This window comes from Plectonema radiosum NIES-515, assembly GCF_025753815.1.
GTDB lineage: Bacteria > Cyanobacteriota > Cyanobacteriia > Cyanobacteriales > Nostocaceae > Hassallia > Hassallia radiosum_A.
The window spans coordinates 1-19,064 of sequence record NZ_JAOWRF010000033.1 but is presented as its reverse complement, the minus strand read 5'-3'; the positions used below and the strand labels follow the sequence as shown (position 1 = coordinate 19,064).

General features: G+C 40.8%; 15 protein-coding genes. 11 read left to right on the top strand and 4 right to left on the bottom strand.

Going from position 1 to position 19,064, the window contains the following annotated elements; genetic code table 11:
- Window positions 1-347: 347 nt before the first annotated feature.
- Complete coding sequence (locus OGM63_RS01920) at window positions 348-3,440, bottom strand: peptidase domain-containing ABC transporter (RefSeq protein ID WP_263743808.1); 3,093 nt, start codon at window positions 3,438-3,440, stop codon at window positions 348-350.
- Between the two features lie 886 nt (window positions 3,441-4,326).
- On the bottom strand, window positions 4,327-6,750 hold the full coding sequence (locus OGM63_RS01915) for a GH116 family glycosyl hydrolase (protein ID WP_263743807.1): 2,424 nt from the start codon (window positions 6,748-6,750) through the stop codon (window positions 4,327-4,329).
- Between the two features lie 366 nt (window positions 6,751-7,116).
- Here OGM63_RS01915 and cynS point away from each other — a divergent pair, with 366 nt between their 5' ends.
- The gene (gene cynS, locus OGM63_RS01910; protein WP_263743806.1) at window positions 7,117-7,557 is read left to right on the top strand and encodes a cyanase; all 441 of its coding nucleotides are present in this window, start codon (window positions 7,117-7,119) and stop codon (window positions 7,555-7,557) included.
- Window positions 7,558-7,758: 201 nt separating this feature from the next.
- Here the strand turns inward: cynS and OGM63_RS30080 are convergent, their stop codons facing one another.
- Window positions 7,759-7,923, bottom strand: coding sequence for a DUF8639 family protein (locus OGM63_RS30080; RefSeq protein WP_511041079.1), 165 nt, complete (start codon window positions 7,921-7,923; stop codon window positions 7,759-7,761).
- Window positions 7,924-8,063: 140 nt separating this feature from the next.
- Between OGM63_RS30080 and OGM63_RS01905 the strand changes: the two genes are divergently transcribed.
- Both OGM63_RS01905 and OGM63_RS01900 read left to right on the top strand, forming a co-directional pair.
- The gene (locus OGM63_RS01905) at window positions 8,064-8,228 is read left to right on the top strand and encodes a hypothetical protein (protein WP_263743805.1); all 165 of its coding nucleotides are present in this window, start codon (window positions 8,064-8,066) and stop codon (window positions 8,226-8,228) included.
- 204 nt (window positions 8,229-8,432) lie between these two features.
- A complete protein-coding gene (locus tag OGM63_RS01900) occupies window positions 8,433-8,777 on the top strand; it encodes a DUF6464 family protein (RefSeq protein WP_263743804.1) in 345 nt (114 codons plus the stop codon).
- Window positions 8,778-8,870: 93 nt separating this feature from the next.
- Here the strand turns inward: OGM63_RS01900 and fmt are convergent, their stop codons facing one another.
- Entirely contained in the window at window positions 8,871-9,875 is a 1,005-nt protein-coding gene (gene fmt / locus OGM63_RS01895) for a methionyl-tRNA formyltransferase (protein ID WP_263743803.1), read from the bottom strand.
- 1,051 nt (window positions 9,876-10,926) lie between these two features.
- On the opposite strand from fmt, the gene OGM63_RS01890 reads away from it, so the two are divergent.
- The 8 genes from OGM63_RS01890 to OGM63_RS01855 all read left to right on the top strand — a co-directional run bounded on the left by OGM63_RS01890 (window position 10,927) and on the right by OGM63_RS01855 (window position 18,809).
- Window positions 10,927-12,213 carry a hypothetical protein gene (locus OGM63_RS01890; protein ID WP_263743802.1) on the top strand — a complete coding sequence of 429 codons (1,287 nt, stop codon included), beginning with the start codon at window positions 10,927-10,929 and terminating at the stop codon, window positions 12,211-12,213.
- A 329-nt stretch (window positions 12,214-12,542) separates the two neighbouring features.
- Window positions 12,543-13,160 (top strand): transglutaminase-like domain-containing protein, encoded by a 618-nt coding sequence (locus OGM63_RS01885; protein WP_263743801.1) that lies wholly within the window; start codon window positions 12,543-12,545, stop codon window positions 13,158-13,160.
- A 170-nt stretch (window positions 13,161-13,330) separates the two neighbouring features.
- Window positions 13,331-13,993, top strand: coding sequence for a hypothetical protein (locus OGM63_RS01880; protein ID WP_263743800.1), 663 nt, complete (start codon window positions 13,331-13,333; stop codon window positions 13,991-13,993).
- Between the two features lie 5 nt (window positions 13,994-13,998).
- The gene (locus OGM63_RS01875; protein ID WP_263743799.1) at window positions 13,999-15,369 is read left to right on the top strand and encodes a four-carbon acid sugar kinase family protein; all 1,371 of its coding nucleotides are present in this window, start codon (window positions 13,999-14,001) and stop codon (window positions 15,367-15,369) included.
- 222 nt (window positions 15,370-15,591) lie between these two features.
- On the top strand, window positions 15,592-16,614 hold the full coding sequence (gene minC, locus OGM63_RS01870) for a septum site-determining protein MinC (RefSeq protein ID WP_318528386.1): 1,023 nt from the start codon (window positions 15,592-15,594) through the stop codon (window positions 16,612-16,614).
- A gap of 50 nt (window positions 16,615-16,664) precedes the next feature.
- The gene (minD, locus tag OGM63_RS01865; protein WP_263743798.1) at window positions 16,665-17,471 is read left to right on the top strand and encodes a septum site-determining protein MinD; all 807 of its coding nucleotides are present in this window, start codon (window positions 16,665-16,667) and stop codon (window positions 17,469-17,471) included.
- Window positions 17,472-17,498: 27 nt separating this feature from the next.
- Window positions 17,499-17,798 (top strand): cell division topological specificity factor MinE, encoded by a 300-nt coding sequence (gene minE / locus OGM63_RS01860; RefSeq protein ID WP_263743797.1) that lies wholly within the window; start codon window positions 17,499-17,501, stop codon window positions 17,796-17,798.
- Window positions 17,799-18,224: 426 nt separating this feature from the next.
- Window positions 18,225-18,809 (top strand): fasciclin domain-containing protein, encoded by a 585-nt coding sequence (locus tag OGM63_RS01855; protein ID WP_263743796.1) that lies wholly within the window; start codon window positions 18,225-18,227, stop codon window positions 18,807-18,809.
- The last annotated feature ends 255 nt before the right edge of the window (window positions 18,810-19,064 follow it).

Sequence of the window (19,064 nt, the reverse complement as noted above, 5' to 3'; positions counted from 1 at the left end):
TTGCGGAATTTTTGTCATAACACTCTGGTACCAAAGACTTTGGCGGTTATAACATCATTGCAAATTCAGCATAGAAAACTTGTAAATTTTGCATAAAACTCATAAAATAAATATAAATAATAAGTTTTAACATATGAATAGATATGCAAGAATTATTTAGCAAGAAAAACAATTATAAATACGATAAAATACCCATAACAAAATTTCCAAAAAAGACAAAGCAAATTAAACGAGTAAATCGTTACGTTGTTTAGTAAGTTATATAAACTTAAGTAGTGAATATCACTAAAGTATTCTCAATAAAAATATTTTTTAATTCCGAAAAAAAATAACCGCTGCCAGTTACATTACAAATGCACTTGCTGTTGAGATAGGTGGTAATAAATACCGTTAATTGCCATTAGTTCTTGATGAGTGCCCTGTTCAACAAGGATACCTCTGTCTAAGACAAGTATGCAGTCAGCATTGCGAACCACCGCGAGATGATGGGCAATCAGGAAAGTGGTGCGATTCAAGCGGGCTAAATTTTGTTGAAACCGACGTTGTGATGCATCTAGAGAACTTGTGGCTTCATCTAAAATGAAAATTGGGGGATTTCTGACAAGTGCACGAGCGATCGCTATTTTTTTTTGCTGTTCACTCAATAGCATCAACCCTTGTCCTCCCACTTGGGTGTTGTAACCGTCGTGCAGCGTTTCGATAAAGGTGTGTGCTTCGGCTAACTTGGCAGCAGCGATCGCCTGATCGAGAGTCAACTGTGAGTCAAACAGGGTAATGTTTTCCCAAATCGTCCCTGAAAACAGAAAACATTCTTGTTGCACCACACCTAGCTGACTTCGCAACGATTGCAGAGAAATATCTGCTATATCACGTCCATCAATCAAAATCCGTCCCGTGCTTGGAGGATATAAACCAGCCAGTAAATTTACTAAAGTGCTTTTACCCGCACCGCTAGCACCAACAATGCCAATCGTCTGTCCAGGTTTCACCTGAAAAGAAATATTTTGCAAAATGTGCGGTTCACCTTGCTTGTAACCAAAAGACACATTCTCAAAAATTACCTCTCCCTGAATCGGTGGCAGCACCGATAGCGGTTTTTGAAGATTTTCTTCAGCGGCACAACCAAAGACATCATTCACCTTTTCGATGGAAATCAGCACCCCTTGGAACTCATCCCACACTTTCACTAAAGCCAAAACTGGTTTGAGGACATTAGCGTATGCGATGTTAAAAGCGACAAACTGACCAATCGTCATTTGCTCGCTCATTACCAGAGTCGCTCCACACCACAACACGGCTGTAGTACCGAGGTGATTAAGCAAATTGCTAATTACTTGCAAGTTGTTGGCTAGTTTCTGCCCCTGAAAACGCACTTTTAACATATCCAGAAAGCGCTCTTGCCAACGGGAACTGATTAAGCTTTCGGCTGCTGCGCTCTTGACGGTGGTAATACCTGCGATCGCTTCAACTAAAGATGAGTTTTGCGCTGCCGCTGAGTTGCCGATTTCTTGCGACACTCGATTAAGCAACGGATTTGCCGCTAAATTCAAAATTGCGATCGCTAAAATAAACAGCGAAACCACCAATGTCAGCGACAAGTTGTAAAAAGCCATCAATCCGATATAGACAAAAGCAAAAAGTGCATTTATAATTGCACTCAAAGCATGACGGGTGAGAAACTGTTGGATTTTACGGTTTTCCTGAACACCGCTGATTATGTCTTCGACTTGGCGAGAAGCGAAAAATTGCGACGGCAAATTTAGCGCATGGCGAATAAAATTGCCAATTAATCTCAAGTCGATTTGGTTCGCAAAGTAGTCTAGAAGGTGTTGATAGAATGCGGAAAACGCTATACGCAAGATGCCAAAAAAAAGAAAGCTGCCAACAAGCACATTTAATGTGACGCTGCTTTTTAATGGCATCATGTCGAGAAACAACTGAGCAAATAAAGGAGTTACCAGCCCAAAAATCCCTAAGAACAATGAAGTGAGAATGATTTTCTTTAAAAGGTGGCGGTAATCCCAAAATAACTGTAAATAGCGCGTATGTGAAATTTTTTCGCTTTCAATCCCTTGGAAGCGTTCTGTGGGGTGTAAAAGCACAGCATATTCTGTCCAGCCAGCCAAAAATTCTTGGCGCGAAAGCGATCGCTTACCGATGGCAGGGTCGGAAATGATGATGCGATCGCCTTTAACTTCCCAAACAACTACGTAGTGAATTTGTTGCCAGTGGGCGATCCAAGGGTTAGTTTGCCATTCCAACTTACTTAAAGAAGCCCGCACAATTAGCGTATCATATCCCAAAGTTTCTGCTGCTGCCGCTAAATCGGAAACAGACGCACCGTTTTGGTCTATTTGTGCTAAATTACGCAAAGTGCTCAAACTGAAGCGTTTACCCCAGTATTGGCTAACCATCGCCAAACACGCTGCACCACAATCTGAAGAACTGTACTGTTGAATAAACCGATAGCGACCCCATAACGAAGCGATCGACCAAGGTGGGTTTACTTGGGGAAAGTCAATTTCCGGTGTCTCTAACTCTAAGTTGCTAGAAGGCACCAACAGGGGAAATGTCTTTGCTTGAGAGTGTTCTTCTTCGATTTCCGGTTGGTTTGTTGTGTCAGTTTGAAGAACTTGCCGCTGGTTGGCTAATTGAGGAGCCGTCGTCGTAGAAGCCAATTCCCAATTTTCTTCAGGCAGGTGATATACTAGTAAGTCAGTTTCGGCAACCCAAGTTGGTAGCGTCATCGCATATCCCCAGCTTTGTCCGACAACAGGTGACTGAGTGTCTGATAAAGTGTGAAGAAGTCCACTTGCAAGCCAAAAGCGACCAAGATCAGGTGGAATTGCTTCTAGTAAAGATGAGCCAGCATTTATCTTGATTTGTTTGAAGTTGGGTAAGATTTTTTGGAGTTGTTGGCTGGTTTGATAGCGAAATTCTGTATGGGTTTTGAAGAAAATCAGCGTTTGTCGCTCATAAGTTGTTTGCTGTAAATAATCTTTAAGATTGGGTATTTCACTGAACCACGGTTTTAAGTCATTTAGAGTAATGCAAGCAATCAAACCCGCACTTGATGCGATCGCTCGATATTGTAAAGATTTATGAATAAAGAAATCGTCTGCGCCAAAAATTTGCTCTGATCCAAGCAACTGAGTTGATACTTCTCGTCTCAAAGTTGCGTCAAAGCCTAGCAGTCGCACTTTTCCACTGCAAACTAAGTAAACAACATTACGGCTTTCTTCATCTCCAAAGATACCGTAGCTACTCAAATCGTCACCTAGTTGAAACTCCAGAATTTTCCAAAAAGAGCTAAAGTCCAATGCTAGGTTTGTATTAACAGCAACTAACCTCAACAATCCGAGGATAGCACGGGGAGTGGGATGCTGATTGCTTGTATGCTTCAGCTCTCCCTGAACTCTTAACGACAAAAAGGAGTTCATGGTTTAATCTTAAATGTTTTAGTAAATTTTTAACTTTGGCGGAGCGTGCTATTATAGCACCAAAAAAACTGACAATTACTTAAGCTATTGGCTTTAGCTTTATTCCAATAGCCTCTGAAAAACGCAATTCATTGTGTTTTTAATTACTAATTGCTTTCCTCTCATTTTTCAGCGACTTTTAGTTAAATAACTGTATCAAATAAAACATTTTTTTTGTAACCTCAATTACTGAATTTATCAGTGTACTAATTGTGCCTAGTGTTAAGAGAAAATTTCGCCTATCCCCGTTAATAACCCTTCCATACTTTATCAAAATTTCACTTATTCTTTAACCGTAGTTTAATAAAATAACCATCAAGCAAATAACTGTTATAACTTTTCCTCTTTTAGTTTAAACATAGATCGCAAATAAATGTAATTGAAAGATATTCATTTGTGTTCCATTCATTTTTACAGACATTATGACTTCACAAAATAATTTTGGTAAAAGCACCTTTTATCAAAATTATTGTGCATTGTGAACATAATTAGTGTGAAATTGGTTATATTTTTGGCTCAATCTAGTAATATTTGCATTTTTGAAACTAGTAATCTTGAGTCTTTCCTTTGCTAAAACTTAACCACTACTCATCTTTTCTATTACTTCTTGAAATAACCGGAAAGTGTAACCATAGATGTAAAAATATTTTTGATAAAAACTTACCGCAAATTTTGACAAAAGCTAAAATCTGCTTCTAGAGGTATGTGCTTTTAATTAGGTTGACCTAGTAGACATAGGTAGGTGTGGAAATTAATTATGCGTTATCTGAAACCCTTGTAGAGAAGTTACATGTAACCTCTCTACATTCTTTTATTCAGAAATCACTACAAATTAAACATGCACAGATTATTCACCAATAACTAAGTAAATAGCCCAAATTGCCATTGCACGGAGATAGGTACTGGCACGAAATGTACCAGATGCGGTGATTGCTTCTGGTGTGCGGAATTGCAGACCATTGTCATAAATCTGGCTGACCACAGCTTGGGTCAAGCTAAATGCTTCATTTTTCATTTTCATTTGTACCAGAAAAGCTGCCAGCCCAAAGTTTATTCCTGTCCAAACTTCTAGAGGATGAGTAGCTTGAGGATTTTCTGGTGAACCGTCAAGACGAAGACCGTTAGCAGCACCAAACTTGCCATTATGGAATTTGAGAAAGCAGGTATTATAAACTGTTTGTAAGGCAGAAAAAGCGCGATCGCTTGAAACAATATCAGGTAAACTTAACAAACGAGCATAAAATTGACCGCACAATTGATCTGCCATCACCACATCAGAACCGCTTTCACTATCAAGTCGGTAGTATTGACCATTCCAAAGTTTTTCTTCGTAGATAGAGCGAGATTGTTTCAACCAACTTTCGTAGACAGATTTTTGATCTGCGAATTGTTTAGAATCTTGCTTGTCTGTCGGGTATCTGATTAAAATATCACTGATTGCGATCGCCGCTTCTAAAGCTGCCAACCACAATCCACCACAATAAGCACTTATACCTAACAACCGCCAATCATCAAAAGTTTGGTCAGGGGCACCAGAATTTTCTGGAATACCATCGCCATCTCGATCAAAATCTTTGACATAATCAAGAGTCTGCACGATCGCATTCCAGCAATCAGTTAAGAATTCTATATCATGAGAACCCGTAAACAAATAGTCGCGGTATACTTGCAAAACAAAGTCACAGCCTAAATCCTTCCACAAATTGCAGTCTTGATAGCTAGTATAATTTGTTTTTTCCCAAACATGTTCATTCGGTGCACCTAAATCGTGAGGTGTTGCCCCTGCGACTTTCCTGACTGCTATCGGACTGTTTGTTTTTGTAGTCAAGTAGTAGCCAATGATACGCTCAGTTTCATCACTTTGAGGAATAGCCCGTGCAAAGGCACGAATTACCGCTTTTTCCAGTTCCGGAAACAGCATCAACAAAGCAAAGGAACCATACAACCGCACATCGAGACTTTCATACCAGCGGTAATCTAAGCACTCTAAGACTGCAAATTGACCGATAGGATCGAGTAATGATGCTGCACTCCAGAGAGTACCACCGCTGGTGAGGTTGTAAAGCTCATTAAACAAAGCCATTTTAAACCAGTTTGGCAAATCTTGGCGGTTGAGAATTGGTTGTTGCCAAGTTTGAATTTGCGATCGCCAACTTTGATATTGTTGAAGAGCAACACAAGCGATCGCCCAAGCATTCTTGCCAGAGCGACCAAAAAAATCTGTATATCTGCGGTAATAGTTGATTCCAGACGCAAATTCTGTCACCGGAAAATCCCAACTCAGAACAAAGGGAATTTCTAGAGTTTCCCCCGGTTGCAGAGTAAAACGAATCGCAAGGGCAACTCCTATTTGTTCCCCCACCGCTGCCGATGTATCATCAAGATAATTCGTCAAAGAACCATCTTCCGCGAAGCTTTGCCACACATCCTCACCAGTCCCAACTGGGTTCCAGCGGCTATGATAGAATAACTCAACTTGGGAATGTTTTTCGGTAGCAATGCACCATTGCCCTTCACCTTCTTTTACAGGTTCATTAATACCAACTTTACCCAACTCAAACCCGATATATTGACTATTTTCCACTAATCGGTTATAATTACCTTCACTTTCGCCCAAACGCGGCTGATACTCGTAAACCGGACTGCCATCATCGCGCACCCGCACTTCAGGAGATTTGATAGCATTAGTAAACCAGCCTACCATATTTTGCCAGGTGAGCATAATGCTCAGAGTAATAGGTGCTTCACTTGGGTTATGAGCAGTCCACACAAACATTCCGAGTGGATAGCTAGTTTCTTGATAATTATTTGCCCACACAGGGGAAAACTGCTCGCAAGTTAACTGTGCTTGAAACACATTTTCATACACAAACCAGCTACGTGGATATAAAGCGTGATAATTCCCCGTAGTGACGCGATTCATCGCGTCCCCTTCAGGATACCACTTCCACCCAGCCAAACTCTCATCCTCAGGGAGTTGCGTACACAAAGCGTAAGCTTGAGAAGAACTTCCATCTGACTCAAATACACTAAATTGACAAGCGGGGATAGTTTGAAAAGTATGTTCCCCCCCGTCAATATGCCAAAGGTTAAAATCTCCCCGTGAAGAACGACCGATACAACCAGCACCGAAACCTCCTAGAGGCATTCCATGCCAAGGACCATCATCAATATTACTGGGATAACGAACAGTATAAGGTTTGTCCCACCCTTTACCAATGGGACGGCTCCAAGTGCAAGAAGGAATTTCTGGGGAAGATTGATTTGTCATCGCCTGATGTTACAACATGCAGTCACGATTATGAACACTAGCGCATCGGTGTAACTTTTCTCAAGTCATTTCTAAAAGACGTATTAGACACAAAGGAAGTGGAAATTAATTATGCGTGACCCAAAACCCATGTAGAGACGTTGCATGTGCTACGTCTGTTCCACAATTTTAAAGCCGTAGTGAGAACCCAAGCCCAGATTCCGCAGGTGCGATCGCAAATGGTGTATTTTTGAAAATGACGTAAATGCTGCATAATGGTTAGCATGACAGCTTCATCATTAGATACAAGGGTACAGGATGCGGGATAGTCGCAGGCATATGTGATGAGATGAATCTAGTAGAACAAATCAACCATTACAAACAAACATGTCTATTTCTGAAATTACTCAAAAACTTTTAGCAGCAAAAGAAGATAAGGGATTAACTTTTGCAGAATTAGCACTCAAGTTGCAACGTAACGAAGTATGGATTGCCTCTGTAATTTACCGTCAAGCGAGTGCTTCACCTGAAGAAGCAAAGTTGCTAGTTGAGGCATTAGGGCTTGGTGCGGACTATGCGTCATATTTAACTAAATACCCGATAAAAGGTAGTGATTCTATTGTTCCAACTGACCCTTTTGTTTATCGGTTCTATGAAATTATGCAGGTGTACGGACTTCCACTCAAAGATATAGTTCAAGAAAAGTTTGGTGATGGAATTATGAGTGCTATCGATTTTACTTTGGATGTAAGCAAGGAAGAAGACCCAAAAGGCGATCGCGTGAAAATTGTTATGTCAGGTAAGTTCCTCCCTTACAAAAAATGGTAATTATCACTACATTAAAACCGCTCTTCAACCATAATGGTTTTTGTACATCGAGTGGTATTTTTAGGTCTATAGCTTGCAATTAGATTGCCAAAATGTATGAACCGTTGCAGTTGTTGAATTGAGCAGATTTCTCCTCAATTCAACAAGGAAGGAAAGACGTGAACCCTAGCTTTGATTGCGATCGCTCAACTGTTCATTGTCTCAATAGTCATTGTCAGCCACACAAATTCCCTTACATTTAATACCGTTCGCAGCTGTGCGCTGACAATGAGAACATAGAACTTTTTCGTTTTCTGTTTCTTGATTTCGCTTTATATTAGTGCAAGCGGGCAACTTGTCTTTTTCGGTCTGGAGTTTTACAGTCATAAGGGCAGAGGCATTCGTGACAGGTTAAGACGACAAAACTGTTTGTCAATTCGCAATTCCCCTTAATGTTAAACTAGGTACTCGAAACTAACTAGTAGACATCGACCTAAATTAATTATGCGTTGCCCTGTGAGAAAGTTGTGGGAGCCAACAAATTGAACCCTGCTTTAAGCCCAGAGCGGAGTAACCTGGATGGCACAGGTCATGAGTTTTATGTAGATAATCAGGCTGGGTTTAGTCCACAACAGCAAACAGACTTGATTAATTTCTTATTAGCACTTGATGACGATCCTGGCAACTTTTAACTTCTAGGGCAAAGTTCAGTGTCGCTTTTTTGCGATCGCACCTGCGGAATGTGGGCTGAAGTCCTCATATTATCAACAGAGGACTGAAGTCCTCACTACGCAGGCATAATTTTAATAAATCGTTAAATCTAACATAAACTAGGCAAAATTGGGTAACAAGAGTGCGTTACCATCCTAATAATGTAAACCAAATTACAAAAGCTTATGGAGCCATCTCTTTCAACCGAGGTGATTCTGACGCATCCGCGCCAATCCCTCGGCAACGTACAATTTGATTGGACACCACAACCCGGAAACTATCTCGATTTGGAAGGTAAAACCTACGCAGTTTTAGAGCGACGCCACAGATATCAGCTTAAGGCAGGACGTTACTGTTTACAAAATATAGCTCTTTACGTACAATCCGCCAAACGACCATCAGAGAAAAGTTTGGTAAACGGACGTTGGGTAGTCGGAGATGCCACCTGCCACTATAATGCTAATTCAGAGATTATTCGCTGTGCAGTTAACCCAGAAGGACCCTGTGATTCTTGCCGTTTCTATGAATAGTTAGGAGTCGCAAAGTTGTAGAGACGTTCCGGCGGAACGTCTGTACTAAAGTCAAGAATCAGCAATTCCCTTGTCTCCCACTGAAGAGCACTCCTAACTCCCACCGGCAAACGCTTCTCCTACAGCTAGTCGGGTACCATTAACAAAATCCCATCCTGATTGAGGACGTTTGCCGGCTAGCTGAACTTCTCGTAGCAATAATAAACCATCGCCGGTTTGAGCGATCGCTCCTATTCCCTTGACAATGCTGACCACAACTCCTGGATTACTTGATATGGTTGATAAATCAGGCAATTTATGCTCTATTTCTTGTAATTCTGGTGGTAACTCACTCCAAAAAGCAGAACCAAGGGGAGCGGTGGCAGTGATTTTTAGCGGTTGGTTGCGAAAGGTCGCAGTGCAGTTGGGATAAAAGCCTCTAATTTGATTGTGTAATGCAAAAGCGCTTTTTGACCAATCCAATGCATAATCCGGTTTTTTAATTAAAGGTGCATAAGTAGCTTGTGAATCGTCTTGAGCAATTGGTTCAATTTCCCCCCGTTCTAGCTGAGATAGCGTTTCCACAAGCTTATCTGCACCGATTAGAGATAGCCTAATTGCCAAATCTTGAGCATTATCCAGTAATTTAATCGGTGTAGTCGCTTTCAGCAGCATGGCTCCCGTATCCATCCCCGCATCCATTAACATTGTCGCGATGCCGGTTTCTTTCTCACCGTTATACAAACACCACTGAATCGGAGCTGCACCCCGATATTTCGGCAAAATCGAGCCATGTACATTAATACAACCCAATTTGGGCATATCCAAGATTTCTTGAGATAAAATCTGCCCATAGGCAACTACGACAAATACATCTGCCTGTAATTGTTTAAGTTTAGTTAAGGTTTCAGTGTCTTTTTTTATCCGCTGGGGTTGCCATATTGGTAGGTTAATAGCAGTGGTGGCAGCTTTTATCGGTGATGGTATCAGTTTGTTACCCCGTTCCCGACGTTTATCTGGCTGGGTAACTACTGCCAAAACTTCAAATTCTGGATGATTCAGCAATTTTTCTAGGGTAGGTACGGCAAATTGGGGAGTACCAAAAAATACGACTTTCATAAGGAAATGGTGAATTGGGCAATGGGAATTGGGCAATGGGCATTACCGATTACCGATTACCAATTACCGATTACCCATTCCCTAATAATTTTGCAGTTTCACAATCACACTAACTAAAAAATTGCTCATTTAGCTGTAAAATGATTTGGTGGTTGTAAAAGACAGCATCGCTAACCAGGGTTATAATGAATCATCTGGCAGATAAGCCAGTATAAAACGCATCTGCTTTTGTCAAGTTTAATTCCCTTGCGATGTCTAAGAACAAAACGTTCTGAGTTTACACACTCAATATCGTTCCTAATAGTTCCCAAAGACTTCGGGTTTCGTTGTAGTTAATATCAATTAAGTAGTAGTTTGCTTTTGCAAGCATTGCAACTTAAATTGGAATGTCTATCTTTTGGTAGATGCAGGTAGTGCTTCTGGCGATCAAAGGAAGCGTATTTTTAAGCCCCCCACCAAAATTTTCGCTTTGGTGGTCTGGAATTGGTGTGGGTTTGAGCAAGCGACCATATTACTACATAAGTGCCCTCTGCGTAAGTGCATAAGTGCCTTCTTCACAGTATGATAGGTTGTGCGTTTACCAAGTTTTTCAGTCAGGTCATACTTTTGCAGTTATGGGGGTCTGGTGTGTGGCACGAAATAAAAATAAGCTGCCTATAATAGGTTAGCTTTGATTAAAGCCACAAGAAACAAACACGTTCTGTGAGCGCAGGTTGCCAGTAAAAGTAGTAAGTAAAATTGATGCGTTCAACACCCGAATAGCGCGATCGCGTTTATTATGGTGTCGTTAGGTTTTAGCAGCGGCGAATTTCTGTATATCAGTAGTTCGTGTGTGCTTAGTGTCAGTACATTGCTAGCATATTCCAAGTAAAAACTCAGTACTTCTTCAAGGTATAGGGCATGTTATCTGGTTTATGTAAAACTGTGCAAAATTTGAATAAAATATCTGGTTCAATCAATTGGTTTGTTGTTATACATATAGTGTAGTTTGTCCCATTACTGTCTCAGCAGGTGCTCCTCACACAGCAACCGTCCTCTAGAGAGTTAAAACATGCTTAAAACCCTTTTGCTGTCAGGATGGTTCCGCGTAAAACCATTCACCAAGTATGTTGTGGTTATGCTTTTTATCGCACCTTTAGTGGCTGGATCGGGTCACTCTAGTTCAGCGAAACAATCACAGGTAGCTCAAATCACTCCTGTGTCAGGAGACTCTGACTCAGAATCAGTGGAAATGGCTGCTGTTGACCCGCAACTGTCACCTATATCAGATAAAACGCAGCTTTTGACAGCAGAAAATAATTCTCTGTCAAATCAAGAACTGACTGTTGACCCATTGGCAGCAGTTGAGCTGGCACCATTAATCAAGGAAGAAGCATCTACTCCCGATCCCTTGGCAGCAGTTGAACTCGCACCATTGACGAGTGAATCAGCCAGTCAAAGTAATTTAGTAGAAAGATTGAAAGCTGGTAAACTTAAGTCTTGGACAAGCGAAGATAGTGTTATCGCAATAGATAAGCCTGCTGATGAATTATTAGATGCAGCGACAATCTCGCCGGCAACAACGCGATCGCAACCAAATACAACAAACATAAATGTTGATCCCAAGCCTGATGAGTCTCAAACAGCACAAACAGATCCCATAGGAAGTCCTTATCCTATTCCTTGGCAATGGATACAGTCTACTCAAGAGGCTATGAGTTCCAAGGGTGGTGGAGTGCGCTATTACCGCAGTGTACCTATAGTTTCTCCGGATGGTAAGTATACTGTTTATAGCCGCATACAATTAGAAGTCAAACCCCAAATGCACAATAGCCGGGTTAGCAGTGTTCTGTTTATTGAAGATAGGCAAACCAAGAATTTACGGGTAGTGTCTTCAACTTCTTATAATAGAGATGCGCTATTGAATGTTAAGGTATCATCACCAGATGCTAACGGTGAAGGGACTATTGGCGTTTTAGTTCCTGTCAGCTGGTCTCAAAAAGGCGATCGCTTTTTAGCACGTAGATTTGAAGCAGTATTTAATACGTCTGATGCTTCCGATAGCGCGGTGATTTGGGATCGACAAAAAAATAACACTAATACCGTTGCTCCTGGTAATCTAGAAAATGCTGGTAGTAACGAACAAGAGCACGATAAAATTTCTGTGTTGTTAGGTTGGAGCAAAACTCAGCCTGATAATGTTATGTTCCGTACTGGTGAATTAGGAGATGAAAACTGGCCTTTAGTAACAGTTTCTAGCGATGGTAAAACTGACGCCGCAACTGATATAGATCAGCCTACTACTTATGGTGAACAAGTCACACAAGTTTGGGCAGATCCACAAGTGGCTTATCGATAGTTTATACAAAATCTTTTTATTATTCTCCCGTTGTAGCGTTGGGCTATGACGGGAATTTTTTGGACATTAGAAATTAGTTATTTGTCTAATTACTATGTCAAATAGACATCTCCAAAAATGAACTATGCGTTGCCCAAACCCCAAGAGACGCGATCGTCCGAAGTCTCTACATTGTTTTTTGGAGATGTATAATAATGACAGGTTTATTACATATGATGATTAGACTATTCTGTGCTACGTCTCTTGGGGTTCGGATTTTTTTATTAATGTCAATTAAACGGACATGATATCAAAGGTAAAGTTATTCTAACTGTGTTTGGGAGAGCAAGATGGAAGAATATCTCAAAGCAAGTGAAGTGATTGATTGGCAACATCCGACAATTTTAGAACTTGCGAAAAAGATTGGATTTAAATATCAAACATCGGAAGCGATCGCACTCGCTTGTTTTGAGTGGGTAAGGGATAAAATTTATCATAGCTACGACTATCAAATGAACCCTCTAACCTGTCGAGCTTCAGATGTACTCAAATATAAAACAGGTTATTGCTTTGCCAAGAGTCATTTGCTAGCAGCACTACTAAGAGCTAATAACATTCCCGCAGGATTTTGCTATCAGAGATTGAGCATTAACGATAATGGTGAACCTTATAGCTTACATGGCTTCAATGCAGTTTACTTACCCGAAATAGGTTGGTATCGTGTTGATGCAAGAGGAAATCGTCATAATGTTAATGCTCAATTTGTCCCCCCAAAAGAACAATTAGCTTATAAAATTCAATTTCCACAAGAAGCAGACTTTGAGAATATTTTCTCTGAACCATTGTCGCTAGTTGTGGAAGCAATACTTGCTTATAGTCAATGGAATGATATACTTCTTAATCTTCCAGATGTTTCTTTGGAATCGTTAGAAAAGTATAATCTTGTTTTGAGAACTGATGTTAATTAACAATTGTAGAGACGTAAGGAGTGGAACGTCTCTACGACGGTTTCGATGTTTTTAGTCAAAATACCGAAAAAGTCTCTAGAGATAGACAATTAAGGCGGTGTCCTCACTCCCTCATTCACAATAATGTTAATATTGGTACGCAACTCGCACTTCAATAGGAGTAACTAGTTGTGCAGCCAGATTTATTAGGTTTAGAAATTACCAAAGGGGAACTCAGACGTTTGACTGGATTTGATCCAGATGATGTCTTTCGACCCTCTATTATCAAAGATAAAGAAAAACGATGGGGATTTTTCTTCAATGAAATGCTTGTGGCTTTAGCGCTGACCCCGATAATTGTCGGGTTTATTTATGCGTTTATCATTTTACCGATAATTGGTTCTTCGATTTTAATCGGAATCAGCTTACTAACTATTGTACCAATTGCCGTACTTTTTGGGCGTTGGTTATGGCGAAGAAAAACCTGTCCCCAAGCACTGACAATACTTTTAGATGAAGCTGATAAATATCATGGAGTTATTCAAGCAATAGATATTAACGATCAACTGACAACATTTGGGAATGAAGGTACTATCAATGATAGAGACAATGTGATCGCGGCTTTGCAACTGATTAGAGAAGATTTAGTTCGTGCTCTGAAAACAGAGCGAATTTTGCGAGATAATAAAAAATTACTCGCAAATAACCAAGAGTTATTTGTCAATAATTTAGCGAATCTGCAAGCTTTACAAGTTAGTAGTCAAGCAAGCGAATACGCTCAACTTCTCAATGAATCATTGCAGATTGCCGTTGAGGTACAAGCCGAGATCAGAAAGTTACATTCTTCTAGTTGATTTTCATGAGCAAAAAACCAAAAATAATTGTTTTGGATGATGACCCTACAGGTTCTCAAACTGTCCACAGCTGCTTGCTGTTGATGCGCTGGGATGTGGAAACTTTACGCACTGGTTTACAGGATGATTCCCCAATTTTCTTTGTGCTGACTAATACAAGGTCACTACCTCCAGAATCAGCCGCATCTGTGACTAAAGAAGTATGTCATAACCTGAAATTAGCCTTAAAAGAAGAAGAAGTTAACGATTTTCTGATTGTAAGTCGTTCTGATTCGACTTTGCGCGGACATTACCCCATTGAAACTGACGTTATTGCCGCTGAACTCGGTCCATTTGATGCTCATTTTATCGTACCCGCATTTTTTGTTGGCGAAGCCTCTCGTTCGCAGAGCGTCTCCGACAGGAGAAGAGAAGGAGGACGCATCACCCGTGATAGTATACATTACTTAATTATCGACGGTGTACCCACCCCAGTTCATGAAACTGAATTTGCTCGTGATTCAGTTTTTGGCTACCATTACAGTTACTTACCTAAGTATGTAGAAGAAAAAACTCAAGGACGTATTCAAGCTGATGCGGTAGAAAGATTTTTACTGTCCGATATTCGTGCTGGTAGTCTGGAAAGGCTAATGAAACTGAGCGGTAATCAGTGCGCTGTCGTTGATGGTGAAACTCAAGCTGATTTAAATCGCTTTGCTGAAGACGTGTTGAGTGCAGCGAGTCAAGGAAAACGCTTTTTATTTCGCAGTGCTGCGAGTATTTTAACTGCTTTGGCGGCATTACCGGAGCAAGCGATCGCTCCCGAAAATATGGGTTCTTATGTACGCTCAGGTAAACCGGGTGCAGTTATTGTCGGTTCTCATGTCAAAAAGACCACTCAGCAGTTAGAAAAATTATTAGAAGCTGAGGGTACCCTGGGAATCGAAGTCAATGTACAAAGATTGCTTGATGAGCCAAATCAATCTGCTACACTGCTAACCGAGATGATTGAAAGTACCCACGCAGCACACAACGCAGGAAAAACACCAGTAGTTTATACTAGTCGTCAAGAACTTTCTTTCAAAGATGTAAAAACACGGTTAGACTTTGGAGAAAAGGTTTCCGGCTTGTTAATGGATATTGTCCGGGGTTTACCATCAGATATCGGATTCTTAATCAGTAAGGGTGGTATTACCTCAAACGATGTCTTAAGTAATGGTCTAGCTTTGACAAAAGCGCGTTTACTCGGTCAAATTTTAGCTGGTTGTTCAATGGTGATTACTCCATCGGATCATCCCCAGTTCCCTAATTTGCCAGTGGTGCTGTTTCCTGGTAATGTCGGTGATGCTGATGCTTTGGCTACTGTATATCGAAGATTAACTAAAAATGCTGGGTGAGGATCTTGTTGCCTACAACTAATCTAATATTAAACTTCTTGCACTTATTTACCGAAAGAATAAAGAGCAGGGGCAAAAGAGATCGCAAAAAGCTTTTACCCCTGCCCAGAAGAGTCTAAAAGTGAATGAATGCACTCTTACAAATTGGGTTCACAAAGAAGTATGAAAATCCCTATCCCCTAGTTCCTAGTCCCTTGTCCTTTGTCTTTTGGCTGGTATTGCATGACTAGTGATTATGCTATTTCCGATTTAAATTTAAATTCTGCCGATAATAACCCAGAGTCAATCTCTAACTTTTCTGATGTAGAAGTAAATTCTACCCCAGGTGATACAGAGTCAAATTCTGTCCTTCCCGATCAAGAAGTAGATTCTGTCCTGGTTTATTTAAAGTCGAATTCTGAACCTACCGATTCCGAGACAAATTCGGCTTTAGAGGATGATGTAAAATCAAATGCCGACGCTGTTGTGGAATTCACTGAATTACCGTTGTTAGAGGGCACGGTAGATAATAATATCCAGGTTAAGTGGAAAAGTGAGTCAGGAAGGCTGTTGTTAATTTTACCAACAGAATCCCAAGTGCCTCCCTCGGAAGTCAGTTGGTCGGAAATTTGGCAACAAATGAAACTGCGGTTAAAAGGTGGCGATCGCTTTCGTTTACCTAACACCCCAGTGCATCTAGTGGCACGCGATCGCTTGTTGGATACCAGACAACTCCAAGAACTCGCCGAATCTTTAAATGAAGTCGAACTTCAGTTAAAATCAGTTTCTACCAGCCGTCGGCAAACAGCGATCGCTGCCGTATCATCTGGCTATTCTGTAGAACAAGTACAACCTGAATCTACTCTGAATTTAGGCTCGACAACAGTCGTACAACCCCTAGCAGATGCCCTTTATCTGCAAATGACCGTGCGTTCTGGACAATTAATTCGTCACCCAGGTAGTGTAATTATCTTGGGAGATTTAAATCCAGGTGGTATTGTAGTCGCAGATGGAGATATTCTAGTTTGGGGTCGTCTACGTGGAATTGCTCACGCAGGTGCCAGTGGCAATCGCGAATGTTTAATTATGGCTGTACAAATGGAGCCTACCCAATTGCGGATTGCCGATGCTCTCGCTAGGGCACCCGAAAAATCCCCGATGCAATTTTTCCCAGAAGTGGCACATATCACCGCTGAAGGAATTCGCATCTCGAAAGCAAGTGATTTTTCCCGCTCCCAATTAAGTAGGATTAATCAAGAGCCATAAATTTCTTTCAAAGTATATTTTTCTGATTCTTAATTGAGCGCGTTTCGATCATGACTCGCATTATTGTTACAACCTCCGGTAAAGGAGGTGTGGGTAAAACCACTGTTTCCGCAAATTTGGGTATGACTTTAGCCAAAATGGGGCGTCAAGTAGCCTTGGTTGATGCAGATTTTGGTTTGAGAAATTTAGATTTGTTGCTAGGGTTAGAAAATCGCATCGTTTATACAGCGGTGGAAGTTCTAGCCAGAGAGTGTCGTTTAGAACAAGCTTTAGTTAAAGATAAGCGGCAGCCAAATCTGGTACTTTTGCCAGCGGCACAAAACCGCAGTAAAGATGCCGTCACTCCCGACCAAATGAAGTTACTAGTGAATGCACTAGCGCAGAAGTATCAGTATGTATTAATTGATAGTCCTGCGGGAATTGAAATGGGGTTTAAAAATGCCATCGCTCCAGCCAAAGAAGCCTTAATTGTCACCACTCCAGAAATTGCTTCCGTCCGCGATGCCGATCGCGTAGTCGGGTTACTAGAAGCACAAGGCATCAAGCGGATTCATTTAATAATTAACCGCATCAGACCCGCAATGGTTCGGGCAAATGATATGATGTCAGTTCAAGATGTTCAGGAACTTTTGGCAATTCCCTTGATTGGCGTAATACCCGACGACGAGCGCGTGATTGTTTCAACCAATCGCGGGGAACCTTTGGTATTAAGCGAAACTCCCTCTTTAGCTGCCACAGCCTTTGACAACATTGCTCGGAGATTGGAAGGGGAAACAGTTGAATTTCTTGAGTTGGACTCACCCCAAGACAATATTTTCACTCGTTTGAGAAGATTGCTTTGGACAAAGATTGTTTAATTTCCAGTCTTCGCACACCTAGCCGCAATGATTCTTGAATTTCTCGAAAGACTTTTTTCTCGCACTTCTGACACCAGTCGCACTCAAGTGAAACGTCGCTTGCAACTGGTGATTGCTCACGATCGCGCTGATTTAGATCCTCAGACGTTGGAAAAAATGCGGCAAGAAATCTTAGCAATAGTTTGTCGCTACGTAGAAGTTGAAATGGATGGTTTGGAGTTTTCTTTAGAAAGCAACGAACGAACCACAGCCTTAATAGCCAATTTGCCTATCCGCAGAATAAAAGAAACTGTACCGAAGAGTGATGATACAGATACGACTAAATAATTTTACTGATAATAATTTAAACAATTAGTAATAGATACAAGAAGTAGAAATTAATTGTGCGTTGTCTACAATCGTTGTAGAGACGCGAAATTTGGCGTCTCTACATTTGGCGTCTCTACAATGTTTTTCCAAGATGTCTAATGATTAATCTGACAAAACTTGCGATCGCATTAAGTAAAAATAAGAAAATTAGCGATTTGTAGGAAAAGTGAAAGCGATCGCTTGTATTCTAAATCAGGATTGTTGCTTTCATAGCTGGTATCGAGGCTTTTGCATCGGTTGAGAATGCTTATAAATTGCAGATAATAAATCAAAAAACCATCATTTTTGCATTTATTGAGCGATTGTATTCTCAAGATATACTAGTTGTAAGAGAAGCGCGATCGCTTTTTTCTTATACAGTTCAGGTCGAACTTACCTACCCTTATGCTTAATAAAAATCGAAATCCCCTAATTAGCAAAAATTGGATCAAAAAGTTGACTTGCTTTGTCGGGATTGCTGGTGTTACTACCCTGATCAGTTTTCCTGTCTTAGCTAAATTCTATTCACGTTACGCCCTTTTTCAACCTTCTGCTTACAGCAGCGTTCCTTATCGCAATTCCAATAAAGACATTGCTCAGACGCTAATACAAGATAGTAAATTTGCCAATCTTGTAGGTGAATTAAAGCAAGCTGGTCTTCTGGATACTCTCAAGCAAGGTGAGTATACAATTTTTGCCCCAACGGATAAAGCCTTTAACGCTTTACCGAAAGATGTCTTCAAGCGATATAGTCAGTCGGAAAACCGAACGAAAGTGTTGCAATATCATTTGGTTGCCGGTCAAATCACTAAAGAAAACGTCGATAGTGGTGCAGTCAAGACTATTGAAGGTCAGCCTGTCAAAATTGTTGTTGACGATTCTTCAGGTACAGTCAAGTTAAATGATGCGATCGGTAAATATCCTTCTACCGTCGCTAAGAACGGTGTGATCATTGAAGTTGACAAAGTACTTCTACCATCGGAATTTTAAGTTGAGTTTTGTGCAGCCAAAAAGTAAGTATCGCCAATTTTAAAAATGTATAGAAGTAGTGTGGGATAGGCAAAATACCTATCCCTTTTTAAATATTACGTTGCTGACTTGAAATATAAATTTTAAATTTTTACCTCAATAAGCAGAAGGCTCACACCATAACTGTACTCAGTTTGGTGTTGAGATGAATGCGAGTGAGGCAGGAGAGGATGCGTTGAATGTCTTTCTGCGTAGCAGGAACAATGATGGCGCATC